22 protein-coding genes and 2 pseudogenes are annotated in these 24,095 nt (G+C 60.7%); 10 read left to right on the top strand and 14 right to left on the bottom strand.

Going from position 1 to position 24,095, the window contains the following annotated elements; genetic code table 11:
- Nucleotides 1-1,785: an ABC transporter substrate-binding protein gene (locus NJU76_RS13730; RefSeq protein ID WP_254529619.1), complete on the bottom strand. Its 1,785-nt coding sequence runs from the start codon at nt 1,783-1,785 to the stop codon at nt 1-3.
- Between the two features lie 211 nt (nt 1,786-1,996).
- Here NJU76_RS13730 and NJU76_RS13725 point away from each other — a divergent pair, with 211 nt between their 5' ends.
- Together NJU76_RS13725 and NJU76_RS13720 are read left to right on the top strand one after the other, a co-directional pair.
- Nucleotides 1,997-2,275 carry a ribonuclease P protein component 4 gene (locus NJU76_RS13725; RefSeq protein WP_254529617.1) on the top strand — a complete coding sequence of 93 codons (279 nt, stop codon included), beginning with the start codon at nt 1,997-1,999 and terminating at the stop codon, nt 2,273-2,275.
- 95 nt (nt 2,276-2,370) lie between these two features.
- Nucleotides 2,371-2,619: a YhbY family RNA-binding protein gene (locus NJU76_RS13720; RefSeq protein ID WP_254529615.1), complete on the top strand. Its 249-nt coding sequence runs from the start codon at nt 2,371-2,373 to the stop codon at nt 2,617-2,619.
- 379 nt (nt 2,620-2,998) lie between these two features.
- Here NJU76_RS13720 and NJU76_RS13715 read toward each other — a convergent pair whose 3' ends face one another.
- The gene (locus NJU76_RS13715) at nt 2,999-3,553 is read right to left on the bottom strand and encodes a GMP synthase subunit A (RefSeq protein ID WP_254529613.1); all 555 of its coding nucleotides are present in this window, start codon (nt 3,551-3,553) and stop codon (nt 2,999-3,001) included.
- Nucleotides 3,554-3,680: 127 nt separating this feature from the next.
- On the opposite strand from NJU76_RS13715, the gene NJU76_RS13710 reads away from it, so the two are divergent.
- Nucleotides 3,681-3,902 carry a hypothetical protein gene (locus NJU76_RS13710; protein ID WP_254529611.1) on the top strand — a complete coding sequence of 74 codons (222 nt, stop codon included), beginning with the start codon at nt 3,681-3,683 and terminating at the stop codon, nt 3,900-3,902.
- 102 nt (nt 3,903-4,004) lie between these two features.
- Entirely contained in the window at nt 4,005-4,148 is a 144-nt protein-coding gene (locus tag NJU76_RS13705; RefSeq protein WP_254529609.1) for a hypothetical protein, read from the top strand.
- Nucleotides 4,149-4,169: 21 nt separating this feature from the next.
- On the opposite strand, the gene NJU76_RS13700 is transcribed toward NJU76_RS13705, so the two are convergent.
- On the bottom strand, nt 4,170-4,574 hold the full coding sequence (locus NJU76_RS13700) for an NADH-quinone oxidoreductase subunit H (RefSeq protein WP_345781952.1): 405 nt from the start codon (nt 4,572-4,574) through the stop codon (nt 4,170-4,172).
- A pseudogene (locus tag NJU76_RS26920) lies at nt 4,466-4,702 on the bottom strand (NADH-quinone oxidoreductase subunit H); the annotation flags it as partial. The pseudogene NJU76_RS26920 and the gene NJU76_RS13700, both read right to left, overlap by 109 nt.
- Before the next feature lie 164 nt (nt 4,703-4,866).
- Between NJU76_RS26920 and NJU76_RS13695 the strand changes: the two are divergent.
- The 4 genes from NJU76_RS13695 (at nt 4,867) to NJU76_RS13680 (ending at nt 10,468) form a co-directional block, all read left to right on the top strand.
- Nucleotides 4,867-5,199 carry a YbjQ family protein gene (locus NJU76_RS13695; protein ID WP_254529607.1) on the top strand — a complete coding sequence of 111 codons (333 nt, stop codon included), beginning with the start codon at nt 4,867-4,869 and terminating at the stop codon, nt 5,197-5,199.
- A 190-nt stretch (nt 5,200-5,389) separates the two neighbouring features.
- Nucleotides 5,390-6,367, top strand: coding sequence for a twin-arginine translocation signal domain-containing protein (locus tag NJU76_RS13690; RefSeq protein WP_254529605.1), 978 nt, complete (start codon nt 5,390-5,392; stop codon nt 6,365-6,367).
- Between the two features lie 321 nt (nt 6,368-6,688).
- Entirely contained in the window at nt 6,689-8,020 is a 1,332-nt protein-coding gene (locus NJU76_RS13685) for a permease (protein ID WP_345781951.1), read from the top strand.
- 834 nt (nt 8,021-8,854) lie between these two features.
- Nucleotides 8,855-10,468, top strand: coding sequence for a long-chain-fatty-acid--CoA ligase (locus tag NJU76_RS13680; protein WP_254529601.1), 1,614 nt, complete (start codon nt 8,855-8,857; stop codon nt 10,466-10,468).
- Between the two features lie 751 nt (nt 10,469-11,219).
- Here the strand turns inward: NJU76_RS13680 and lrp are convergent.
- From lrp to NJU76_RS13665, 3 genes and pseudogenes are all read right to left on the bottom strand, one after another.
- Nucleotides 11,220-11,687, bottom strand: coding sequence for an HTH-type transcriptional regulator Lrp (gene lrp, locus NJU76_RS13675; protein WP_254529599.1), 468 nt, complete (start codon nt 11,685-11,687; stop codon nt 11,220-11,222).
- 229 nt (nt 11,688-11,916) lie between these two features.
- Nucleotides 11,917-12,618 (bottom strand): YqjF family protein, encoded by a 702-nt coding sequence (locus NJU76_RS13670; protein ID WP_254529597.1) that lies wholly within the window; start codon nt 12,616-12,618, stop codon nt 11,917-11,919.
- A gap of 141 nt (nt 12,619-12,759) precedes the next feature.
- A pseudogene (locus NJU76_RS13665) lies at nt 12,760-13,862 on the bottom strand (IS630 family transposase).
- A 476-nt stretch (nt 13,863-14,338) separates the two neighbouring features.
- On the opposite strand from NJU76_RS13665, the gene NJU76_RS13660 reads away from it, so the two are divergent.
- The gene (locus tag NJU76_RS13660; protein WP_254529595.1) at nt 14,339-14,599 is read left to right on the top strand and encodes a hypothetical protein; all 261 of its coding nucleotides are present in this window, start codon (nt 14,339-14,341) and stop codon (nt 14,597-14,599) included.
- 324 nt (nt 14,600-14,923) lie between these two features.
- The gene (locus NJU76_RS13655) at nt 14,924-17,176 is read left to right on the top strand and encodes a cation:proton antiporter domain-containing protein (protein WP_254529593.1); all 2,253 of its coding nucleotides are present in this window, start codon (nt 14,924-14,926) and stop codon (nt 17,174-17,176) included.
- 44 nt (nt 17,177-17,220) lie between these two features.
- On the opposite strand, the gene NJU76_RS13650 is transcribed toward NJU76_RS13655, so the two are convergent.
- The 7 genes from NJU76_RS13650 to NJU76_RS13620 form a co-directional block, all read right to left on the bottom strand.
- Nucleotides 17,221-18,576: an aminotransferase class III-fold pyridoxal phosphate-dependent enzyme gene (locus NJU76_RS13650; RefSeq protein ID WP_254529591.1), complete on the bottom strand. Its 1,356-nt coding sequence runs from the start codon at nt 18,574-18,576 to the stop codon at nt 17,221-17,223.
- A 38-nt stretch (nt 18,577-18,614) separates the two neighbouring features.
- Nucleotides 18,615-19,913, bottom strand: a complete 1,299-nt coding sequence (locus NJU76_RS13645; protein WP_254529589.1) for an MgtC/SapB family protein — start codon at nt 19,911-19,913, stop codon at nt 18,615-18,617.
- 223 nt (nt 19,914-20,136) lie between these two features.
- Nucleotides 20,137-20,412: a PadR family transcriptional regulator gene (locus NJU76_RS13640; protein ID WP_008164003.1), complete on the bottom strand. Its 276-nt coding sequence runs from the start codon at nt 20,410-20,412 to the stop codon at nt 20,137-20,139.
- 490 nt (nt 20,413-20,902) lie between these two features.
- Complete coding sequence (locus NJU76_RS13635; protein WP_254529587.1) at nt 20,903-21,049, bottom strand: hypothetical protein; 147 nt, start codon at nt 21,047-21,049, stop codon at nt 20,903-20,905.
- 255 nt (nt 21,050-21,304) lie between these two features.
- A complete protein-coding gene (locus NJU76_RS13630) occupies nt 21,305-22,081 on the bottom strand; it encodes an ABC transporter ATP-binding protein (protein ID WP_254529585.1) in 777 nt (258 codons plus the stop codon).
- Nucleotides 22,081-22,800 carry an ABC transporter permease gene (locus NJU76_RS13625; RefSeq protein ID WP_254529583.1) on the bottom strand — a complete coding sequence of 240 codons (720 nt, stop codon included), beginning with the start codon at nt 22,798-22,800 and terminating at the stop codon, nt 22,081-22,083. Before NJU76_RS13625 ends, NJU76_RS13630 begins: the two co-directional genes overlap by 1 nt.
- A gap of 2 nt (nt 22,801-22,802) precedes the next feature.
- Nucleotides 22,803-23,735, bottom strand: coding sequence for an ABC transporter substrate-binding protein (locus NJU76_RS13620; protein WP_254529581.1), 933 nt, complete (start codon nt 23,733-23,735; stop codon nt 22,803-22,805).
- Between the last annotated feature and the right edge of the window lie 360 nt (nt 23,736-24,095).

Genomic DNA, 24,095 nt, shown 5'->3' with positions numbered 1-24,095 from the left:
CTAGTAGCCCCCAAGCAGTCGTCCGTTATCATCGTAACGGAAGCCTGCCCGCTCGAACGCCTTTTTGGCTGCTTCGACGTTGAGCGTTCCGTTCGTGCCGACGAACGGCGTTACCGGGTCCTCGTCATCCCACTCGAGGTCGGATGGAACCCAGTCACCGGAAATCGGCGTTGCTGTGGCTGTCGCGTTTCCATAGAACACGTCTTCGACGATTGCTTGCTTGTCCAGCAACTGCGCAATCGCTCGGCGAAAGTGGGAGTTGCTGAACGGCGAATTTCGAACGTTGAATCCGACGTGGTAGAACATTCGAGACGGGGATTTGATCTGTGTAATCGTCGAGGAATCCGGGATCGCGCCCAGCGAGTACGCTCCGAGCATCGAGGCCGTCACGTCCGCACTACCGTCTTCGACCCGTCCGATCGACGAGGCGCTCCCGGGGTCGACGCTGAACCGCAGTACCTCGAGCGTCGGCTCGGGCAACTCGACACCCACTCGCAACGTGAAGTGATCGTCGTAGCGTCGCAGCCGAAGCGACTCGTCTTCGGTTCGAGTGGCGAACTGGAACGGGCCGCTACCGATAGGTGGCACGTTGTTAGCGGTGACGACACTCCACCGTCCCTGTGGTGCGGTAAATTCGTCACCGTCTGCGCGTCGATTGATCCGATTGCGCCAGATGTGCGCCGGCAAGATGGGCACGGTAAGTGCTCGCTTACAGGTTTCTCGGCCGCCCGTCACAGTGAATGTGAGCTTGGAATCGCTTTCGGTCGTGATTTCGTCGATCACGTCGACGCGACCCCTATAGCGCGGTGCTGGCGACTTCGCGGGTGCCAGTCCCATCGATGTGTCCTGGAGGAACCGATAGGTGAACGCGACGTCGTCGGCTGTCACCAGTTCGCCGTCGTGGAACTGACAGCCAGTTCGGAGCGTTACCGTGGCCGTGTGCGTCGATTCGTCGTCGTCCGTCGACTCCGGGGGCAGATCCCACGATTCGGCCAGCCACGGGGTGACGTCTCCCTCGTATACGGTTCCCAGCGAGTCGTAGAGCAGGTTGATTATCATCCCTCGTTTCCGAAACGGCGCCGAGAGGGGGTTGAGATTCAGCGTCATCCGGCCGTTTGTAACGAGGGCGTGAAGCTGGGTAACACCGTCGGCCGGTTCGAGCCCGAGATAGCCACGTCGCGTCGCGAGATGACCGTTCTCCCAGCCGTCGAACCGATCCGCTCTGGCGACGCGATACTCGTCGGGAAAACAGATTGGTTCGAACGGTTTCTCCTGGGAAAGGCCCGTCAGGACCTTTTTGATGTTTTCCTTTCGCTCTTCGCCGTCCGTTTGGCGCTGCTCTTCGAGACGGGTGTCGAACGCCATGTTAGTGAACCCGAACGGGTTCTGCCAGCCTCTCTCGCTAGCATACGTAGAGTGGAGGGCCTCGTAGAGGAAATCTGGATCGTAGTCCGCCGGGTGCAAGCCGACATAGAGGTCGAAATCGTGTTCGATCAGCACCAACTTCAGTAGTTCAGACCGTGACCGCATGTCGAGCGCGACGTCTATTCCGACCTTCTCGAGGTGTTTCTCGAGACGGCGCGCAATCTGGACGTTCTGTCTATCAGCATCCGCAGGAACCGTGGCTATGGAGAGCGATAGCTGGCTCCTCGTGCTGTTATCATTGACGGCATTTCGAACGCTGTCGATACAACCGCTCGTCGTGATAGCGGCGCCTGCTGCGCCGGCGGCGAGGAACGAGCGTCTACTGACGCTGTCCTCTGATAGAGTGGGGTTCCAATTCATAGGGGATTGTCATACCTGTTTGCGTTTGATATATAACAATATTGTGTACTATAGCTGGATGCTGGGTGGGGTAAAGAATCTTTTCAATCAGTGGTACATTACGCACATATTAATGTTTGGCTATGAGTCGCACGTAACGGTCCCGGTTTGACGGAGACCCCGGACGTGGACGGAACGTAACATCAATAGCGAAGCCGAGGATAAATACCGTATGGACATCGCCGCCGAGCGGATCGAGCGCCTTCACGACCTCGCTCGAGCGGCGGCGGCGGAGGGTGAAGACGACCGTGCTCGAGAGTACGTTCGTCTGGCACGTCGAATTGCGGAGCGAAACAGGCTCTCTCTTCCGCGGGCGTTTCGTCGGTTCACCTGCGATCGCTGCGACGCCTATCTCAGGCCGGGGAAAAACGCTCGTGTCAGGGTACAGGACGGGCACATCGTGATCACCTGCGCCTGTGGATCCCACGCCAGATATCCGTACGAGGAGTGATCGCCGTCAGTGATGGCCGTCGCCTGGATCCGGCAGTGGCTACCGTCGGTATCGATTCGAGAAGATTGAAACGCCTTGGGTCGCTACCGAACGCCATGGACAAACAGGAGCGCAAGCGAAAGGCACACGACCTCGATGTAACCGTCTGGGTCGGAAAGAGTGGCATCGACTCGGTCGTCGACGAACTCGACGATCAGCTTTCGAGTCGTCCCCTTGTAAAAGTGAAGTTCCTCCGTGCTGCCCGTGCGGGCAGTTCGACTGACGAGAAGGCAGCCGACCTCGCAGACCGCATCAACGCAGAACTGATCGATACGCGCGGGCACACGGCGGTGTTCTCTCGATGAAGACGCTCACCTGTCCGTGCGCGAGGACCACGCCGACCTCACGGCCTCAGTGACGTTCTTATAGCGGCAGACAGAACAGGCAGTCAGGCCGATGGCACGGCCCGTGTCCTCGGAAATTACCGATTTCCGGAATGGCGAAAACGCGTCGCGTTTTCGAGCACGGTTCGAGTGAGACGACCACGACTAATCGGAGTCACCACGTTCTCCCCGTCCCACCGACCAGCGTACAAACCCGAGTACCATCCACCGTGACGGGACTGTCGTCTCCGGCGAGTCGGAGACCGGCTGAGACTCTCACGGAGGAAACCGCGCCGTTTACGGCGCGGAGGACGTCATTCCCTCTTCTCCCAGCGAAGGCGAGCGAGGAGGCTGGGAGAGGTCACCGCGACTCACAGATGTCGAGAAAGTTCTCGAATATCTCGTCACCCTCTTCGGTGTGGGCGACTTCGGGGTGCCACTGGACGCCGTAGAGGTTACGATCGGTGTCACTCATCGCTTCGATGTCACAGACGTCGCTTTTGCCCGTACGTTCGAACCCGTCGGGCAGCTCCTTTACCTCGTCCGCGTGGCTCGCCCAGACGCGCGTTTCCGGATACAGCGACCCAGTCAGCGGATCGTCATCGTCGACAATATCGACGGTCACGTCCGCGTAGCCGCCGTACTCGCCGCCACCGACGCGGCCGCCGAGTTCCTCCGCAATCAGTTGCATTCCCAGACAGATGCCGAGAACCGGGAGGTCCGCCTCGAGGTATTCCGCGGAGCGGCCGATCCGATCCATGTCGGGGCCGCCCGAGAGAACGACGCCGTCGGTATCGACCGCTTCAGGGGGTGTGTCGTTATCGATCAACTCCGTCTCGACGCCGAGGTCGCGAAGTGCCCGGCGTTCCAGGTGGGTGAACTGTCCGTGGTTGTCCACCACGACGATCTTCGTCATTGGCTAATCGTAGCGGGTCACCCGGTAAAAGCGGTCCGGAACCCAATCTCGACTGCGCCGATAAAGACCAAACTGATGGAGGGACGGCCATATCTGTGATCGCGCTAATCCCCGGATAAGACCTGTCGTGGATCGCCCCAATATCGACGCTGGTGATATGCAGTGGGGGTGGACCTGTCCGCTGTGCGGGACGGACGCCTCGGTCTCGAGAGACGCCGACTCCGGAACGTTCAGATGGAAGTGCGACGCCAACGCGTGTGACGCCGTCGGATTTGGCTTCGCCTCGCGGCGCAGGGCCCGACTCGCCCTCCGGGAGTACGGTAAACGGCACGGGGACGTCTATCGCTAGACCGGTCTTCCGCGCTCGCATCCGAGGACGGGTCCGAGCCGGCGGTCGGTCGAGAAGTGGCGTTCCGGTACGTTTATGCATTCGTCACGGGATTGGTGGCACATGGCAGTCAATCTCGGTGAATTCGAGCATCCGTCGTGGCTCACCGCGGCGGGGACGGGAATCGGGTACCTACTGATCCTCGCAGTGCTGACACTCGCCCTGTTCATCGTTCCGTGGCTCGTCTTCGCGGGCCTAAGCGGGTAACCGAAACGCACGGAATCGACGTCAGGTCGGTTTGACAACCCGTTCGGACGTTTCTCGGCCTCGGTCGGCCTCGCCGAATTCGATCATCCGGAGGGGTCCGTGAAGATGACCGCGGTGGCGGCGGTCACGATCAACAGTATCTCGGAGGCGAGTGATTATGTGACCGCAACGCAATCCGCCTAGTAGCGAGTATTTCTCGTTCGACGCGTAGCCACACGTCGAGAGGCCGATCGTGGCGAGAGACACCGCCGCGAAGACGTACGCGAGCCCCGTCTCGGGGTCAGCCAACTGTAGCGTCACGCCGGCGATCGATTCCATCAGAATAACCGCGAACTCGACCAGAGTCGAAAACGGAACGAGGATTGGACCGACGTCGCACGCGGGTCGGTCGACCCCGTCGAGAACGATGAGTTCCTTCCTGAACAGTTGGACCACGTCGGCCCCGAGATGAGAAGCCCGAACGGACCGAGCCGGTTTGGCGCGATTCGATCCGTAAACACGGCGGTCACTTTTCGCGTAGTCCAGATGACGAATGCCGCACAGGTCAGAGGAACGAACGAGACGAGACCAGCAGCCGTGAGCGCGGCAACGGTCCGCTCGAGTTCCTAGACTGATGGACCTGTCCGCGTCGGGGTTCCCGGTGGTCCAACTCGGAGAATCCACACCCTGTCGATCGCTCCCGATAATTCATGGTCCGCCCGGTCGAACGGAGACTCGTATGACGGAACTTACTATCACGACGACGGACAGTCTCGACGGTCAGGAGGTAACGAAGTACTGTGGCATCGTCTCGGGAGAGGCGGTTATCGGTGCAAACGTCGTGAGCGACATCGCTGCGGGTATCCGAGACGTCGTCGGGGGGCGCAGCGGGTCGTACGAGAAGAAAATCGAGGCCGGCCGCAGGGAAGCGATCACCGACATTCGAGCGGAGGCCCGGGACCTCGGCGCGGACGCAGTCATCGGCGCCTCGTTCGACTACGAGGAGATGGCAGAAGGGATGCTGTGGGTCAATCTCTCGGGGACAGCAGTCGAGACGGCGAGTCGAGAGTAGGTAACTCACGACACCGCCGGAGCGACTGGACGAACGCGACTGCGCGTCGACGGTCACGATATCGCACGATCGACCACGCTGCCGTTCCGCACGACCCGTTTCGTAGTCAATCCTCTTCACGAGGGGGACGAGTGGTTCCAGTAGAGTTACAAATGGGTACTGTTATAATTTGTTAGATTAATTATTGTTTATGAGTAACAGGCGACAGTATTCGTGCGGGAAACAGTCTGACCGTCACGACACCACACCTTCACTCGAGGGAACAGACGAGCGGCCGACTCGCCGGCGGTTCCTCCAGGCAGTTGCAGTGGCCGGGACGGGTCTCGGAGCGACCAACCTCGGTAGTGCCCGTGGCGATACAGATCGCGGGAACGGATTTCCGCCCGCCGGTAGTACGGAGTGGGGGCCGCCCGTCCAGCTCGGAAACGGTACCGCACGGACATTTACCGCCGTCACCCCGTCCGGACGACCGAAGTGCCACGGCCTGTACATAGACCGGGCGGCCCTGGTGGACCTTCCGTCGGCGGCGGAACTCGAGGCCGCAAGCGGGTCGTGCTATTCCGACAAGTACGGCCCCGACGGTCTGGCACTCCCTATCCATCACCGGTGGTCCCAGGAATTTTTCGTTCCGTTTCCGGAGACAGCGGCCACGCCGTATACTTTCGTCGGGTTGAACTGGAATCCGAGCGGGCATCCGCCGGTCTGGTTGGCGCCGCATTTCGATATCCACTTTCACACCCTTCCGATGGCGACCGTCGATACGATCACTGGACCGGCGGCACCAAGGTACGAATTATCGGGGGAATACGTTCCTGCCGGCTTTGCACGCAGTCCGGCCGTCGACGAACGGGTCATCACGGACATGGGCGAACACATGGTCGATCCGACCGTTCCCGAGATGAACGGCGGAACGTTTACGAACACGCTCATCTGGGGGGCATACGATCCCGACGGAAGCGGAACGGCCGAACTCACGTTCGTCGAACCGATGATCACTCGCGCGTTCCTTCGAGCGCATACTGGGATCGACCGACGACCGATCGCGCAACCCGAGACATATGCCCGCGCGGGGACCTATCCGACCACCTACACCGTCCGCGACGTTCCAAGCGCTGATGCGATCGCGATTACGATCGAGGCCTTCGAGTCGTTCGAGGGTGACGATTGAAGCAGACAGCAGAGACCCCGACCTTCTCGGCGTGGTCGTGACTGTTCTACGGCGAAAATCGCACTCATCGTCGGCAACCAAATGGTAGTTTGGAACGTGAACGCTCGTTTTCCGACCGGCTGACGCCGAACACTCGCAGAAGGCGGGTCCGAATCTCGAAGCGACCGCGGGAGGACTCGAACGAGGGACCCCGACTGCTGTCGTTTGCTTTCGGATGCAATCGAACGGGACCAGCGGAATTTCGGCTCAAAACGTGAGCGGCCGGTACGTCCGTGATGTCCAAGGCACAATCCCGAAAAGGTCGGCTCCCGAATGACGGTTGTGGACAGAACCGAATACGCGATCCTCTCGATCATCGCGCTCGCGACGGTCGGAATCGGCGTATTCACGACGTCGAAACCGCTGAGCGTGTTCTTCGTCGAGAGCACGCGACAGTTCGTCACGACCACTGCAGCGATGGCGTGGATCACGTGGTGGGCGCTGGTCCTCGGATTCGCCATCGCAGGCGGTGTCGAGGCGTGGACATCGAACGAGGCCGTCTCGGATCTCCTAGAAGGACACGGACCCCGTGAAATCGGATACGGTTCGCTGTTTGGGTTCGTCTCCTCGTCGTGTTCGTACAGCGCCATCGCAACGGCGAAGAACCTGTTCAAAAAAGGCGGGTCCGCCGCAGCCACTCTCGGCGCGTTCATGTTCGCCTCGACGAACCTCGTCATCGAGATCGGTGCCGTCATCTGGATCCTGCTCGGCTGGCAGTTCCTCCTGGCGGACGTCGTCGGCGGGTTCATCCTCATCGGGCTGATGGCGGTTGGCTTCGTCTATCTCGTCCCGGACGACGTCGTCGAGCAGGCTCGAGAGAACGTTCGCGAGGAAGGCACACAAACCGTTCAAGATCCCGTTTGCGGAATGGAGGTCGATCCCGAAACGGCCGACTACTCGATCGAACACGACGGGCGGACCTACTACTTCTGCTCGCAGTCGTGTAAGGACAGCTTCGACCCGGAGGAGGCACCGACCACTGTTCGCGAACAAGCGACGTCGCTCGCCGGCTGGAAAGGGCTGGCCGACAAACAGTGGAAGGAGTGGGGGATGCTCTGGGACGAGATCGCGATCGGGTTCATATTCGCGGGCCTCATCGCCGGATTCATCCCGCGAACCGTCTGGACATCCGTGTTTTCCGAGCCCACGTTCGGACTCCCCGTGTACATCGCCTGGACCGCAGCACTCGGTGCGATAATCGGTGTCGCCACGTTCGTCTGTTCGGTGGGAAACGTCCCGTTCGGAGCCGTCCTCTGGACGAACGGTCTCCCGTTCGGGTCGGTGCTCTCTTACATTTACGCGGACCTCATCGTCCCACCGATCATGGACGCGTACCGCGAATACTACGGCTCGAAATTCGCGGCGATTCTCTCGGGGATGATCTTCATCTCGGCGGTTCTCACGGGGGTCGTCATTCATTTCCTGTTCCTCGGACTGGGCTTCATTCCGGACCCGTCGACGGCTCAGATCGCCGAGGTGGGTATCGAGATGAACTACAAGCTAGTCCTCAACGTGCTCGCAACCGCCGTGTTCCTGTTCCTCTACTGGCTCCATCGATCGAGTTCACGCGAGGAACAAGGCGGCCACGGCGATCACGCACACGTCGCGGACTAATACGGACTACTGTACGTCATTGCCGGTGCACCCGCAGGACGGTCGCGGTTGCACCGGTACATCGGTACAGCAGACCGTATAACACGTCCCCCGTCTCTCGAGTCCTGTTCGGGCACGTCTCGAGTCGGAGCAAAACGGTTGTCGTCACCGGAACCGATTCGTGGGTCAACGGTGACCGTTTCCCGTGACTCTCCGGATCAGCGCAGTGAGAGAGGGGCCGTTCCGCACACCGTCGTAGTACAATTAGCCCCCGGTCGCGATGATCTAAAGCGAGAACAGGAGCAGTGCGATCACGCGGATACAGTCGTCGCGTGGGTTCATGTGCGACTGAGCCCCGTGGATACGTCACTGGAAGACGCATCGTCCGCCGGTAGGGTCGGCGTCTCGAGCGGCTGATTGTCGCGAAAACGAGTTCCAGTGCCGACTGCTGGATGGCCGGAGGCGACAGTCGTTCGTTCAGCTGGTGCTATCGAAACAATTCCGTAACTGCGTGGGTGAATATACATTACCATTCAGACGTGGAGGACACGGGTCGGGTGTACCAGCACCCGACCAACCTTTCCGTAAATTGGCGGCCACGCGCAACTAATTTGACCGCACGAATCAGCCACGTATAGGCTCCTGAATATGGCAACGGAGTGGCAGTCGGTCGTGACAGACGGCACCGAAGATGGCAATCGCGTGTCGGTCGAATACCGTGAACCGGACATCGACGATCCAGTGGGATCGCTGCACGTCGCTTTCGTTACACGATAGTATCATTTGTCGTATGAATTCCCAGCGGATCGATTATTCCGGAACAAATATGATATACAGTCGGCAAGGCTTGCGTACATGGAAGTCCCGCTTCTCGTGACTGATTTCCTCGACCGGGCGCGCAAGTACTACGGCGACGAAGAGGCGATCGTGGCCGCGACGGGCGACCGGTTTACGTACGACGAATTTGGCGATCGAGTCGATCGACTGTCCGCAGTCCTTCAGGCACGTGGCATCGAAAAGGGAGACCGCGTGGCTGTGCTCGATCCGAACACTCACTACCACCTCGAGTCGGCCTACGGGATCATGCAACTCGGGGCGATTCATACGCCGCTCAACTACCGATTGACGCCCGACGACTACGAGTACATGCTCAACGACGCCGGCGTGAAAGCGGTTGTCGCCGACTACCAATACGCCGAGCAAATCGAGGCGATCCGAGACGAGGTCCCCGTGGAGACGTTCATCACGAACGATGCGGCAGCCGTAGACGGGGACTGGGAGGACTTCGAAGCGCTCATCGACGGCGCGAAACTGACGTACGAACGCCCGGAGATGAGCGAGGACGAGGTCATCACGATCAATTACACCTCCGGGACGACCGGCGATCCGAAAGGGGTCATGCGGACGCACCGTACCGAATCGCTACACGCGCAACTGGTGACGATCCACCACGAAATCCGAGACGACGACGTCTATCTGTGGACGCTGCCGATGTTCCACGTCAATGGCTGGGGCCACATCTACGCCATCACGGGGATGGGTGCAAAGCACGTCTGTACGCGCGGTGTCGATGCAGGGGAAATTTTCCAGACCATTACTGACGAGGACGTGTCGTTTCTCTGTTGTGCGCCGACGGTTCTCAGCATGCTCGGCGAATATCGGGAGGAGAACGACGTTCCGACGGAAGGCGACGCCCCGATGCGCGTCACCGCAGCCGGGGCCGCGCCGCCCGAGAGCGTCGTCGAGTTGGTCGAAGAGGAATTCGGCTGGCACTTCCGCCAGCTCTACGGGGCGACCGAGACGGGTCCGCTGATCGGCACCTCCGCCACCCGACGGTTGATCGACGAGGACAGCGATGGACGATTCGCGCTGAAAAAACGCCAGGGGATCGCACCCCTCGCCACCGAGGTCGAAGTCGTCGACGAGAACGGTATCGAAGTCCCGTGGGACGACAAGACGATCGGCGAAATCCTCGTTCGCGGCAATCAGGTCATGGAGGGCTACTGGGAGAAACCCGAAGAGACCGAGGAGGCATTCAACGGGAAGCGCGACGGTTGGTTCCACACCGGCGACCTCGCAGTCGTCAACGAGGACGGCATGATCGCAATCCAGGACCGCGAGAAGGATATCATCATCTCCGGAGGTGAGAACATTTCCAGCATCGAACTCGAGGATACCCTGTTCGATCATCCGGCCGTCTCGGATGTGGCGGTGATCCCGTCGCCGAGCGAGAAATGGGGCGAAACGCCGAAAGCGTTCGTCGTACCGACGAACGACGATCCGAAAAACCCGCCGGTTTCCCAGGAAGAATTGACGAACTTCACGCGTGAGCGACTTGCCGGGTACAAGATCGTCCACCGCGTCGAATTCGTCAAAACCCTCCCGAAGACGGCGACGGGGAAGGTCCAGAAGTACGAACTCCGTGAAACGGAGTGGGAAGACGAAGACGGAATGGTTGGACAAGGTTGACATCCTCCTCCGCGTTCACGCGGAGGAATCCTGAGCGGTGGAGATTTCAGGTGTGCAGTTCCACCGACCCCCGACACGGTGGGAATCCGTGCGGAGGTCACGGACTGTGGCGGGTGGGACTGCTGGGAGTGCCAAGCCCCTGGTACTCCTATCCTCGACCGTGGTCGACCCTCGTGGTTGGTTGTGCCCGGCGAGGCTCGAGTGGGCTTCGACAGACTCGGAGTTACGTTCCGTGGTGCTTCCAGCAGTCGACTCCGCGTCACCCCTGTGAGGGGTGGGCGGTCATCGACTGGTTCCGATTATTGTCTGATTGCCTGGGGCGGGCAGGCCGCCATCGTCGGACTGGCGGGAATCACTCTATTCCCTGCCGGATTCCTCCGCTCTCAGAGGGTTACTTCCCACTTCAACGTATGGAAAAGAAATCTCGGACTGGTCATCGAAGTGTGGATTTCGTCCGAGTTGCCGAATTCATCCCGCGCCTAAAGGCGCGGATATTCTCCTCGCATCTCTATAACGTGGTTGCGACGGCGGGTTCTGTATCCCGTCCCTGGCGGACCGCCCTCCGGATTCCGTCGTTCCCCGATGGGTATCTCACACATCGCTCGTCGTCTGTTCTGGCGTATCCTGATACCGGGAGAAACGATCCAAGACTCGAGCGTGGCGACGAGTCGGCGTTTCGATGCGGTACTGCGAAGGCAAATCCCGAGTCGGCGGCGTGAGACGATCCGACCGGCGTTTCGAATTGCCGTCGTCAGGTATCGCCGCCGTCGGTATCGAGTTCGAACTGTTCGTTTTCGGCCACGGTGTTGAGGACGATGCTGGTGTTCGATTGATTGATATCGGGATCGGTGATGATCGCCTTGATCTCCTCGTTCATGTCGTCTGTATCTTTGAACTTGCCGATAGCGATCACGTCGTAGTCACCTGTAACCTCGTATACCGAGATCATTTGGCGGTGATCTTTCAGCGTCTCGGTAATCTCGGGAAGCGCGTGGCCCTCGGCTTTGAGTTGCATCACGGCAGTGACGTCGTATCCGAGCGAATCGTAGTCGACGACCGGCGTGTATCCCTGGATGATGTGCTCGTCCTCGAGGTCGGAGAGGTGGTTCGAAACGGTGGTGACGGAGACGTCCAGTTCTTCGGCGAGGCTACGAAGGCTGGCGCGACCATCGTGGAGCAGTTCGTTAACCAGATCCGTATCGAGGTGTTCGTAGGTCATTTGTATACTATAAATCGGACCCTATATTAGGGGTTTACGGATATCCATTTCCGTATCCGATTGGTGTGGCTTCGGCGAGAAGGAAAACTGTACTGAATCATCACCGCGCCTCCACATCCGCGTTCACCACCGTCTGGCGACCGCACCGCCTGCCCCTCGATTTCGTCGCGGCCAGCGAATCGTTTTTGCGGCCTATATAGCCCGTTCTCGCTGCCGTAGCCGCAGTCGATCACGCCCCATCCGCGAGACGCTGGCTCGGGAATGCGACGACATCGAGACCCGGACTGTAATAGTAAACCGGGTTAGCCGTCGGCTGTGCGAAACCGTCTGCACGTAGCAGCGTATTCGTCTCGATTTCGGCTGCGGCCGGATACAGCGTCCACGGATCGTGCTCGACGTCGGTGTATCGAAGCCCTCCGTCGAGGGACTCCGTGTAGAATCGGTATCGCTCGACGAGAAATTTTCCCAGCGGATCCTCGGGTGCTGCAAACGGGTTGCCGGTCGGCCAGTACGTGGCCTCGTACCTCGCAGGTCGTGCACCGGGATGACGGCGCCGACTGTCGAAGCGCACCTTCCCGTCTACCCCCTCGAGCGAGATACGCGCGTAATAGTACGGTAAGTGATGAAAACAACGTGCGCCGATCACGCTCGCGATTCCTTGCGCGTCGAGGCTGAAGAAGTAGACGCTCGGAACGCCATCGTAGGTCACGTAGGTCCTGACGTTAATCTCTGGCAGTGGAACGCCGGCCCATTCGGGGGTCCCCTTCGGTCGAACAGCAACGTTGGTAAACGGAACCACCGAGAGCCACGCGGCACCATCGTACTCGTCGACCTCGAGCGCTGGAGGGAGGTGTGCCTCGATCACGTCCGGATCGACCGGCCAGTTCTCGAAGAGGAGATGACGCCACCCCATTTTCAGCGCGATGACCATAGTACCGTTTCTGTTATCGAATCGAGAAACACCTTCCGTTTCGCGACGGATGTCTGGGGATTGAGGGCCACAATCACGAACTGTCCTCCCTGTAACAGCGAGAGAGTTCCCCGTGTCCGGCGTCCGCAGAACGCTTAATGATCAAGATAACTTTTGCAAATATGGACTGAGGAATTGATCGATCCAGGACTTGGCAAATCCGAGTCGGTCGGTAAGGGTGTCGAAGAGACGGCGAGCGAGAGTTCGGAACGCGCTCTCGCTCGCCACCACGATTGGCGAGGCAGTGCGTTTGAGGACTTTCCAGACCTGTTCAATTGGGTTGAGATGCGGTGAGCCGACCGGAAGAAAGACGAGATCAATACCGAGTTGATGTGCGCGTTTGCGCGTGTGTTCACAGATGTGAGACGAGAAGTTATCCAAGACGAGCAGAATCCGCGTTCCCGGATTCTGCTCGCGGACTTGCTCCAATAGCGCACAGATGTTCTCTTTCGATTGATCTTCAGGGAACGTCAGGACACTTTCGCCGTTGAGCGTATAGCATCCGACCGCTGGTTCATCAAGCTTCACCAGCGGTCGTTCCAGTGTCGGATCATCAACGTACCACAGTCGATGCGAATTGTCGTATGGTTGTGGATGCGAAGCATCACAAAAACCGACGACAGTTCCCCATCCGTGCAAATATCGTCGTCGAGGACCCATCCTTCGTCCTCATCATCAGGACGCTTGTTATGTGCCGTCTCTGTCTCCTCGTCGAACGCGTCTGCGACGCGTTCTTCGAGGATTTCATCTGCGTTTTCTGGCCGAGAGGGGCGCTTTGGACGTGGTTTAGCGTAGGACAGTCCGAGATTCCGGAGGAATCGACCGAGATAATCCGGATGGTACTCTACACCGAACTCTTCGTCCAAGAGCTGATGAACTTCCTGTGCTTTCCAGGGTTGCCCCTCCCGGAGAAGTTCTAACAGACGCTCTTGTTCCTCGTCACCGAGCTTCGGGGGCCTTCCGCCCCCGAAGTTCGGTGTCAACTGACCAAGTCCGCCATCGTTCCATCGACGCGCCCAGCGACTTCCAGTCGACGCAGATTTGCCAACGTCGTCGGCTGCTTCCTCGTACGTTGCTCCCTTGTAGAGACGTTTGACAAAGGTGAGTCGCTTGATGATCTTTGGATCGTCTGCTTCGTCCAGCAGACGATCCAACTCCTGCTCACTTAGATGACGAACAAGATCGCCTCGCCGGTCTCCTCCCATCACTCGCCCGTCTCAGTCTATGCCCATAACTTCCGTCACTCATTACGCGTTCTGCTGGGCATCGCAACCCGTCAGTTTGCTCACCGGGCGTACATTGCGTCCACGTCCACGTTCACTCCGCATCCCTCGGATTCAGGTATTCCACGAGAGTACTGGAAGGTATCACCTCAGGAAACGGGGGTGTGGGTTGGCGTTCACCCGGTCCCACAAACGCGAACCTGCCCGAGTCAGACACGAACGTGAGTCCGAGTTGGGTGGATGGCACCGCGTTGGCCCGCATGGGCCACGCGGATACGGATACACACCTACACCACGCCTCAGACGAGGCCTGACGGCGTGCGTGCGAACCGGAGTACCCGTACGGGGGGAATCGTGTCTCCGGTGGTGTCGGAGCGCCTGGCATCACGCGAGAGGAACCCACGGCGTTCACGCCGGGGAGGAAGTCATTACGAAGAGACGACCTTCGATTGGGCGCTGTGGTGGCTCCCGAGTATCACCTCACTGCAATCCTCAGTATGTGGATCCCCAACAATACGCAGCGAAGCGTCCTCCCCGTGATCGCGTTCCATTTCGTCGGCAACCTGACGGGTGAGACGATAGGGTTCAGTCCCGAACTGTATCCGTTCGTCCACGTCGGGATGGTCCTCGCTGTGATCGTCGTGGTCGTCGGGTGGAGTCCGTCGTCGCTTCGCGGCTGGGGACGGCCGCGCCCCGTCCCCGCGTCGGACTCGTCGTGACGGACACCTGCGTCCGTCGGCTCGCCGGCTGTGCCGAGTATGGCCGTGGCGGTTGTCGGACGACCGGCTCGAGAACTGGGCCTGTCGAAATTATCTGTACGCACGGCCTCAGTGCGGACGGGAGACGATCCGCTATCGATTGCAGGCCCGACGTCGCGAGCCACGAAATAACGTCTCCGCTGCGCCGGGAATGGCCGTCTGCGTCATCGGATGAATCTGATGAACATCACTGAAGGTATCATCCCCGTGGAAAGAAGTACTTGAGAGGTGCAGAGTGATTCGGGGACCCGAATTCGGCGTTCTCGCCGCCTGGAGATGTCATCGATGGACATAATCGATCCCCTCGGTCACCACGAGCTGTTGCTCGTCATCGTGCAGTTGACGGTGTTGCTGCTCGTGGCGCGGACGCTCGGCGAGGTGTTCCGCTCGATCGGCCAGCCGGCGGTCGTCGGCGAACTCCTCGCGGGGGTCCTGCTCGGACCGTCGGTTCTCGGACTGATCGCACCCGGACTGTACGAGACGTTGTTCCTGGTCTCGGAGGAACAGTTCCACCTGCTCGAGGTGGTCTCCTGGCTCGGGCTGCTCATGCTGTTGATCGTCACCGGTCTCGAAACGGACATCGATCTCATCGTCAACAAGGGTCGAACGGCGGTCGTCCTCTCGCTCGGGGGGATCGTCGTTCCGTTCGCTTCAGGCTTCGCGCTGGGCTGGGTCCTCCCGACGGCGTTCATCGCCGCGCCCGGACAGCGAGTCGTCTTCAGCCTCTTTCTCGCGACTGCGATGAGCATCTCCGCGATTCCCGTCATCGCGAAGGTGCTCATCGAACTCGACGTCGTCCGTCGCGATATCGGGCAGTTGATCCTCGCGGCTGGCATGGTCGACGACACGATCGGGTGGATCCTCCTGGCGACCGTCGCCGGATTGGCACGAACCGGCGTCTTCGACGTCGGGTCGGCCGTCACCACGATCGTCTCGGTCGTCCTCTTCCTCGGCGTCGCGTTCACGATCGGCCGTCGGTTCACCGTCGAACTCGTTCGCTGGGTCGACAACACCCTGGGAAGCGACGTCGCCTTGCTTTCGACCCTCATGATCCTCGCGCTCGCGGCGGGGGCGATCACGCAGTACGTGGGTCTCGAGGCGATCCTTGGAGCGTTCGTCGTCGGCGTTCTCGTCGGCCAGGTGAAACGGTTCGATTACGACCTTCGGCGCGCGTTCGAAGCGATCACGCTCTCGATCTTCGCACCGGTCTTCTTCGCGATTGCGGGCCTCCGGATGGACGTCGCTTCGCTGGCCGATCCGACCGTCTTCGGCGTCGGGCTCGTTGTACTCGGCGTCGCCTGTTTCGGGAAGTTCGCCGGAATCCTCGGTGTGTCGCCCTTCGCTGGCCTCTCGCGGTGGGAAGGTGTCACGATCGGCGGCGGAATGAACGCTCGCGGGGCGATGGAGATCATCGTCGCGACGATCGGACTCGGGGCCGGCATCCTCACGGTCGAGATGTACAGCATCATCGTCGCAATCGCCATCGTCACGTCGCTGATGGCACCGGCGATCATGCGGTGGTCGATTCCGAAGATCCGGATGAGCGACGAGGAGCGTGAGCGAATCGAACGAGAGGCGTACCTTCGAGAGAGTTTCGTCGAGAATATCACGCGAGTCTTGCTCCCTACCCGCGGCGGGGCCGATACTCGGTACGCAGCGCGGCTGCTCGGCCCACTGATCCGGAATCGGGAGATCGAACTCGACGTCCTTTGCGTCAGTGAGCCCACCACGGAGGACGGTGGAGCGATCGCCGAGTTGGCGACGCGGATACGCACTGGTCTGACCGCCTGGTTGCGGCCGACCGTCCGGGAGTCGAACACCGCCGTCGGGACCGACGCGGTCGATCGGATCTTCGCCGCCGTCGAGCGCAATCTGGGCGATCAGGCGCGACCGCCGAGGCGCCTCACACGAGAATTCGACGAGAGCGTCTCCCGGACGATCCTCGACGAGGTCTCGATCGGGTACGATCTGGTCGTCCTCGGAGAGACCGGCATTGGACGTGAACCCGACGAACCCCTGTTTAGCGAAACCGTCGATCGTGTCATTCAGGAAGCTCCGTGTCCCGCGATGATCGTCAGCACGCAGTCCGCCGCGGACGAGGCGACCGACAAGTCCCTCGAGCGGATACTGCTTCCGACCGTCGGGACGGTGTCGAGTCGGTACGCGGCCGAACTCGCGTTTGTGATCGCTGCCAGCGAAAACGCGCTCGTCGAAATCGTTCACGTGATCGACGAGCCACAGTCCGCCGAGAAGTTCGCCGGCGAGCCGGATCTCTCGCGACAGAGAGGGATCGGCGGACAGATCGTCGACCGAGAAGCGACGCTCGGCAGACAGCTCGGATCCAGGGTCTTGACGTCCGTGACCGCGTCGAACGCGCCCGAGGTTGAAATCGTCGAACGGGCCGCGCGGACCGGCGCCGACGTGATCATTATGGGGTCCGACGTTCGGTCGGTCTCGCAGCGGGCCTTCCTCGGCCATCGGGTCGAGTACGTCGTCCGGAACGCGCCGTGTCCGGTCGCGGTACTCAGTGCGATATGAGGACGGCGGTCCGACGTCCGTCGACGTCGAATGTGGGGCGGACGTTACGCGATTTCGGCCGCGACGTCGTCGATCGTCTCGAGCAACAGCCCCAGCCCGAGATCGATCTCACGGACGGTCACGTCGAGCGGCGGCAGCAACCGAAGCGTCTTGTACCCACAGCCGAGGGTCAACAGACCGCGCTGGAACGCGGACTCGACGACCGCATCCCGACGCTGTCTGGTATCGAATTCGATACCGAGCATGAGACCACGTCCACGGATGTCGATCACACCGGGGGCGTTGCCGTCGGCGATGGCGTCTTCGAGACCCGTTCGGAGCTGTTCGCCTCGATCGCGGACGTTCGCGAGGAGATTCTCCTCGTGGATGACGTCGATCGTGAGCACGCCCTGCATCGCGGCGACGAGGTCGCCGGCACCCCACGTCGAAGAGATTCGTCCACGTTCGGTCGGGAAGACGTCGGATCTGGATATCGTCGCGCCCACGCGAAGGCCCTTGCCGCTCGCGATGACATCCGGCGTGAGATCGAGGTGGTCGACGGCCCACAGTTCGCCCGTACGGCCGAGGCCCGACTGGATCTCGTCGGCGATGACGGCGAGATCGTACCGCTCGCGCAGCGCCTCGATATCCCGAGCGAATTCAGGGTGGGCGGCGCGATAGCCGCCTTCACCCTGAATTGGCTCGAGGATCAGGTATGCGACTTCTTCGGGGTCGATCACGCCGCGGTCGGGATCGAGCGCATCGGCGACGACGTTGCCGCCGGGGCCGTCGGTTCGCCAACGGGTTTCGTATTCCCGGTCAGTAGTGGGGTACGGCACACTGACGACGCCCGGAATCTCAGGAAATCCGCTTCGATGGACGGTTTTGGAGCGATTGAGCGAGAGCGCGCCCAGCGTCCGGCCGTGGAACGCGCCGTCGAAGGTGAACGCGCGGTGACCGCCCGCCGCATAACAGATTTTGATGGCGTTTTCGATCGCTTCGGCGCCGGAATTCGAAAGGAAAACCCGATCCATGTCGTAGTGGTCCGTCATCGCGACCAGACGCTCCATCAGTTGCGTCGGACCCGGGAACTCGGAATCGGCGGGCGGCCCGCCCCCGCTGACGTAGAAGTCCTGCCCCGCAATTTTTAGCGGATCGATGGCACCGAACGCGCGGAGTCGCTCGAGGATGGCCGAGTTGTTGTATCCAAGCGGTGCAGCGGCGACGTGGCTCGTGAAATCCAGTAACACGTTGCCGTCGACGTCGGTACAGAACGGGCCGACCGCCTCGCCGGTCGCGTCCCAGACGAATTCGTATACGTACGTACTCGGAGCGGCGAACCGATGGTGGTAGTCGGCCCACTCGGCTGCGCGATCACCCGGAAGCGAGTCCACACTAGGAACTGCCGTAGCACGGTCCATACGGGGACTTCTATCGCCTCAGGTAAAGTTACTGTCTGTTATACGACGACGATCGACGATGCCAGCGCGCCTCCAACCAGGAGGATCGTGCTGTACGCCGCGACCCGATTCCTGAAGCCATCGTCCGTCGACGTCGCCGCGAGGAGGGCTTTCACCACGATGCTCGAAACCGTCGCGAGGAGGATGGCAATCGTCGCCTCGGCCGGACCGAGTTGACCGCCCCGATAGAGGACGACGGCCGAAGTCGTCGCACCTGCACTCGAGACGAAGCCGCTGGCGACCGCCGTCGCGTAGAAGCCGAGCGTCCCGAACCACGTTTCAGCCAGCGACCCGAAGACCAGGACGACGAGGAAGACCGCTCCGAACGCGAGGGCGTTTGTCAGCGAGAACGGGCTCTCGAGTTCCATCGGGCCGGACTCGGTCCAGTCGGCCGTGAGCGCGGCGACGACGAACGCGATGACGATGACGGCACCGAGCGGGATGATTGCCTCGACGAGGACGGCGGAGCTACTGCCGGCGGTGAAGCCGACCGCGATCGCGAGGTTCCGGGCGGCCATAGCGGCGTTCGCAAGCAAGATGGCGGCAACGGCGTAGGACGCCGCATCCGGCCGCTGGTCCACGTGATCGAGCATCGTCCCGACGACCGCCGTCGAGGAGGCGAGCCCGCCGAAGAAGCCGGTGATCGCGATACCGCGACCGCCGTACGTCGTAACGATCGCGTAGTTCGCGATACCAATTCCCGCGACGGCGACGACCATCAGCCAGATCACCTTCGGCTCGAGCGGGATCGCCAGCCCGGCGAACTCGACCGTCGTTTCGGCCGGCAACAGCGGATAGACCACGAACGCCAGGATGGCGAATTCCGTCGTCGATCGCATCTCCTTGTGGGTGAGTCCCCACGCGAACTCGTGGAGTTCACGTTTCAGGACGAGCAACAGCGACGAGAGGACGGCGACGGTTACCCCCTCGAGGATGAAGCCGACGGTGACCAGAATACCGACGCCGTACGCGACGAGCATCGAAACGGACGTCGTCAGCGAGAGGCCGGTGTCGTCCTCGCTCAGCAGTCCCTGCACTGCGAGCAACACGCCCTGGACGATTACGAGGACGCCGCCCAGCACGAGCAGACTCTCCCCGATCGCGGTCTCAGATTCGGTGACCAACACGGTGAAGACGGACGCGAGGAGGCTGATCAGCGAGAACGTCCGGATACCGGCGGACTTCTGTGACCACTCGCGCTCGAGTCCGAGGAACATGCCCAGCGCGCCGGCCAGGGCCATACGGACGACCGTCTCATCGAGCGGCGCATCAGAGACCTGCAGCACAACCTCGTTCACTCAAGCAGATTCACCGCGACGGCATATAAGCAACCCGCCGAGAGGGAAGCCGTCACTCGAGAGAATCGGTTCGACTGCTGTGGTGTCGAACCGGAGTGGAAGCGCAGCGATCACTGATCGTGTTTCAGAGCAGAGCGGAGAGTGAGAGAACCGTGACAGTGAAGTAATGACGAGGTATCTACCGATAGTCGCGGAACCGTATGGATCTGATCGCTGCGGTCCGTTACAGATCGACGTACTGTGCCTCCCATTCCCGGCGCGCCTCGAGTTCACGGCGGCCACGACGGGTGAGCGTGTAGAAGTTCGTTCGTCGGTCCCGACGGCCTTTCTCGACGAGTCCCTTGTCGACGAGGGTATCGAGGTTGGGATAGAGACGGCCGTGATGGATCTCCTTTTCGTAGTACTGTTCGAGTTCCTCTTTGATCGCCAGTCCGTGTGGCTCCTCCTCGCCAGCGATGACGTAGAGCAAATCACGCTGGAATCCTGTCAGGTCGTACATTGGGAAAGTACCAATCGTACTTACTGTCGAATTTTAATAAGGCTATCGGGTTGTTTCGATCGAAACAGGGGTATTACCATCGATACGACTCATTTCGAGTTCGAAGGTCTCATAACATCTATGACGAATTGAACGCTAAATCTCACATAATGAGTTGTTCATGTTTACAGTGTGTGGTTTTTGTTTCGGTACAATTACATTGACTGTACGCGGGACGGTCGTGGCTGTGACCGATGCCGGCTGAAGCAGTCGTTACTCTTGGATGAATAGTATCGAAACAGGAAAGCAAATCGCGTGACGGAAAATGACACGCGATTGCTTGCCGCCCTGAATTGGTCCCCGCTGACGCTTCGGCCCTCCAAGCGAAGCGTCACGTGGTAGATTCTGCTGTGAGGACTTAAAGGTAACGACAATCGATAGCATAGCGGCGACACGAGTCCTGCGTCCTACACCCGGGTCTACCGGTCCGAGGGGGTCGTTACCGGTCCGATCAAATGTGCTCTTCTTCGAGCACCCAGCCCAGAGCGCGTTTATAATACGTGAACATCCGTTCGACGCCGTCGTGGCGCATCTCGTCACTTTCGAGATTTTCTTTTATGAACTCGTACTGCTCTCGAATTTCGTCTTCGTCACGCATAGCAGGTACTACCGGCCGGGGTGGCAAAAAAGTCGTCACACCCTGGTGCGAGGGTGACCCGGTCGTGAACCGCACCCGCTGGCCGTTTCGATCGGGAAGCGAGCTATTTCCGTAGCGAAACGGTCGAAACGATCGTTTTCGACCGATACGAGACGACAGTTGATCGGCTCGGGAGCATGTCTCCGAGGGCGACGACCGCTCGCCCCTTCGAGGCCGGGGTGATAGACCGGAAGCCGCCCGACGCATCTCGATACTTCAGTAGACTAATTCGCCCGAAATGAACTTTCGAGTGCGGTCGTCGGACGGGTGCTGGAAGATCCGCTCCGTCGGACCGATTTCGGTGATACGGTGGTCGAGCAACACCGCAACGCGATCCGCGACGCGCTCGGCCTGGTGCATATCGTGGGTCGCGACCACGATCCCGATTCCCTGCGTCCGTGCCTCGGCTATCGCGTCCTCGATAACCGCCGTGTTCCGCGGGTCGAGATCGGACGTGGGCTCATCGAGAAGCAGCACGTCCGGTTCGTAGGCCAGTGCTCGAGCGAACGACACGCGCTGGGCTTCTCCGCCTGACAGCGACGACGTGCTCTGGTCGAATTTATCAGCCAGTCCGACCACCTCGAGTGACTCGCGAACGGCGTCGACCGTGCCGTTCGAGCGGACGACGGACCGGAGTTCGTCGCGAAAACGCTCGGACCAGGACCGCCGCACTCGGAGTCCGTACTCTACGTTCCGTGCGACAGATGCGTCGAACAGGTTCGCGTTCTGAAACACCATTCCGATGCGCCGGCGCATCGACAGGCGCTCGGCATCGTCGACGGACCACGCGTTCGTCCGCTCGAGTTCGACGGCTCCCTCGTCCGGTCTGATCGACAGCGCGAGGATGCGGAGTAACGTCGTCTTCCCGACGCCCGACGGACCGATGACGGCGACCACCTCGCCGGGTTCGACCGAGAGCGAGAGGCCTCGCAATACCTGTTCGTGATCGTACGAGAGCGATACATCAGTCGCTCTGAGAACGTCCAGGGCCATCACCGCTTCACCCCCTTGTCGCCGAGTCGAACGACGACGGCGTTGACGAGCAAGACGAGGACGACCAGTATCCCACCGAGGACCATCGCCGTCTCGTATCGACCCTGCCTGGCCTCGAGCGAGATGGCGGTCGTCAGCGTACGGGTTTTCGAAACGCCACCCGCGCCCGCGATGTTTCCGCCGACGATGAGAACGGACCCGACTTCGCTGATCGCGCGCCCGAATCCAGCGAGGACCGCCGTCGCAATTCCGTACCGTGCCTCCTTGATCGTCACAAGTGCGACGTCGATGCGGGTCCCGCCGAGCGCATGAGCGGCGTCACGGACGTTCCGATCGACGCCCGAAATGGCCGCGAGGCTGATGGCCGTTATCGGCGGCGTCGCGAGGACGAACTGCGACATGATCATCGCTTGCTTCGTGAACACGAGTTCGAACTCGCCGAGCGGGCCCTGGTTCGAGACGACGAACAGGACCAGTAACCCGACGACGACGCTCGGAAAGCCCATTCCAGTGTTGACAACGGAGGTGAGAAACCGCTTTCCGGGGAAGCTGGTAAATCCCAGGAGGAGGGCGACTGGGAGGCTCACGCTAGCGCTCAATAGGACGGCGATTACGCTGACGTACAGCGAGACCGTGATAATGCTCCGAACGTACACCGTATCGAAGGGGAAGTCGACGAAAAACGACGTCACGACGGGCGTAAACGTACCGAGTGGCACAGTTAGCTATCGGTCGTATTCCCACTCCAGCCTTCCGGAACGTACTGCTGGAAGTCCGGTTCCTCGGAGAGGGCGCGGGGGAAGAACAACTGCTCCCCGTTCGCTTCGTAGTTCTCGATCAAGTCCTGGGCCTGTGGACTCGTGATGTACCCGATGTAGGCCATCGCCAGGTCGTAGTTGACGTTATCGTGGACCGCCGGATTGACGGCGAGGATCCCGTACGGATTGGCGAGGAGTTCCGGCCCGCCCTCGATCGGTCCCTGGACGATGATTGCGAGATCGATCTCCGAACGCTGGGAGAGGTACGTGCCCCGGTCCGAGAGGGTGTACCCGCTCTGTTGATTGGCGATGTTCAGAACCTCTCCCATTCCCTGTCCGGTTTCCTGATACCAGTCGCCGCCCGGTTCGACGCCCGCTTGCTCCCAGATGATGAGTTCCTTGGTGTGCGTCCCCGAGTTATCCCCTCGAGAGATGAAGGTTGCTTCCGAGTCCGCGATCGTCGCGAACGCGTCGGCCGCCGAACTCATGCCCTCGATACCGGCCGGATCGTTCTCCGGGCCGACGATGACGAAGTCGTTGAACATGAGGTCACGACGGTTCACGCCGTATCCCTGGCGCATGAATTCGTCCTCCAGCGACCGCGCGTGAACCATCACCACGTCTGAGTCGCCGTTCCGTGCGGTCTCGAGGGCTGCCCCCGTGCCCTGTGCGACCGAATCGACGGTCACGCCGTACATGTCCTGGAACGGCACGTTGAGTTCGCCCAGCAGTCCCGTATCGTACGTACTCGTCGTGGTCGTCAGCGTGAGCGTTTCACCGGCGACTGATGCCCCCTCTTTTTCGTCGTTGGTCCCCATCAGTGACGAACAGCCGGCGAGACCCGCGACCGCACCCGTTCCCACAGCCGCAACGAATTGTCGTCGTTGTATCGTCATGGGAATATCGATGGAGAGCCCTCACAAATAGCTTTGGATCGGGTGACGCTCCTGCTGGTTCAGATTTCCCCGACCGAAGAGCCTCCGAATGCCGAGAGCTAGTGGGCCACGGAGGTGGTCGAGTTACCGACCGTTTTGAACGCGACGGAGACAGACGACTCAGGCTGATCCTCGACCGGTCGACAGACCGCCGTCGAGGTGCTCAAAAACGCGATGCGATCGATGGCCCTCGACACGGGGGTGGCCACGATGCGACCGATTGTCACCGTCGAGATGACGGCCGCGATGCAAACGAACTTCCCGGCCGAACACGAACCCGGATACGATCGGTCACGTCCGCGACCGGACTCACCGCGTGAC

The organism is Natrinema gelatinilyticum (assembly GCF_024266705.1).
GTDB classification, from domain to species: Archaea; Halobacteriota; Halobacteria; order Halobacteriales; family Natrialbaceae; genus Natrinema; species Natrinema gelatinilyticum.
This window is presented reverse-complemented; position numbering and strand designations above follow the sequence as displayed.

Bases quoted from the DNA above. Each gene is read 5' to 3' on its own strand.
- NJU76_RS13680 (WP_254529601.1), top strand. From the start codon at position 8,855: ATGGAAGTCCCGCTTCTCGTGACTGATTTCCTCGACCGGGCGCGCAAG.
- NJU76_RS13705 (WP_254529609.1), top strand. From the start codon at position 4,005: ATGGCAGTCAATCTCGGTGAATTCGAGCATCCGTCGTGGCTCACCGCG.
- NJU76_RS13620 (WP_254529581.1), bottom strand. From the start codon at position 23,735: ATGACGATACAACGACGACAATTCGTTGCGGCTGTGGGAACGGGTGCG.
- NJU76_RS13630 (WP_254529585.1), bottom strand. From the start codon at position 22,081: ATGGCCCTGGACGTTCTCAGAGCGACTGATGTATCGCTCTCGTACGAT.
- NJU76_RS13635 (WP_254529587.1), bottom strand. From the start codon at position 21,049: ATGCGTGACGAAGACGAAATTCGAGAGCAGTACGAGTTCATAAAAGAA.
- NJU76_RS13730 (WP_254529619.1), bottom strand. From the start codon at position 1,785: ATGAATTGGAACCCCACTCTATCAGAGGACAGCGTCAGTAGACGCTCG.
- NJU76_RS13670 (WP_254529597.1), bottom strand. From the start codon at position 12,618: ATGGTCATCGCGCTGAAAATGGGGTGGCGTCATCTCCTCTTCGAGAAC.
- NJU76_RS13725 (WP_254529617.1), top strand. From the start codon at position 1,997: ATGGACATCGCCGCCGAGCGGATCGAGCGCCTTCACGACCTCGCTCGA.
- NJU76_RS13690 (WP_254529605.1), top strand. From the start codon at position 5,390: ATGAGTAACAGGCGACAGTATTCGTGCGGGAAACAGTCTGACCGTCAC.
- NJU76_RS13650 (WP_254529591.1), bottom strand. From the start codon at position 18,576: ATGGACCGTGCTACGGCAGTTCCTAGTGTGGACTCGCTTCCGGGTGAT.
- NJU76_RS13655 (WP_254529593.1), top strand. From the start codon at position 14,924: ATGGACATAATCGATCCCCTCGGTCACCACGAGCTGTTGCTCGTCATC.
- NJU76_RS13640 (WP_008164003.1), bottom strand. From the start codon at position 20,412: ATGTACGACCTGACAGGATTCCAGCGTGATTTGCTCTACGTCATCGCT.
- NJU76_RS13715 (WP_254529613.1), bottom strand. From the start codon at position 3,553: ATGACGAAGATCGTCGTGGTGGACAACCACGGACAGTTCACCCACCTG.
- lrp (WP_254529599.1), bottom strand. From the start codon at position 11,687: ATGACCTACGAACACCTCGATACGGATCTGGTTAACGAACTGCTCCAC.
- NJU76_RS13720 (WP_254529615.1), top strand. From the start codon at position 2,371: ATGGACAAACAGGAGCGCAAGCGAAAGGCACACGACCTCGATGTAACC.
- NJU76_RS13695 (WP_254529607.1), top strand. From the start codon at position 4,867: ATGACGGAACTTACTATCACGACGACGGACAGTCTCGACGGTCAGGAG.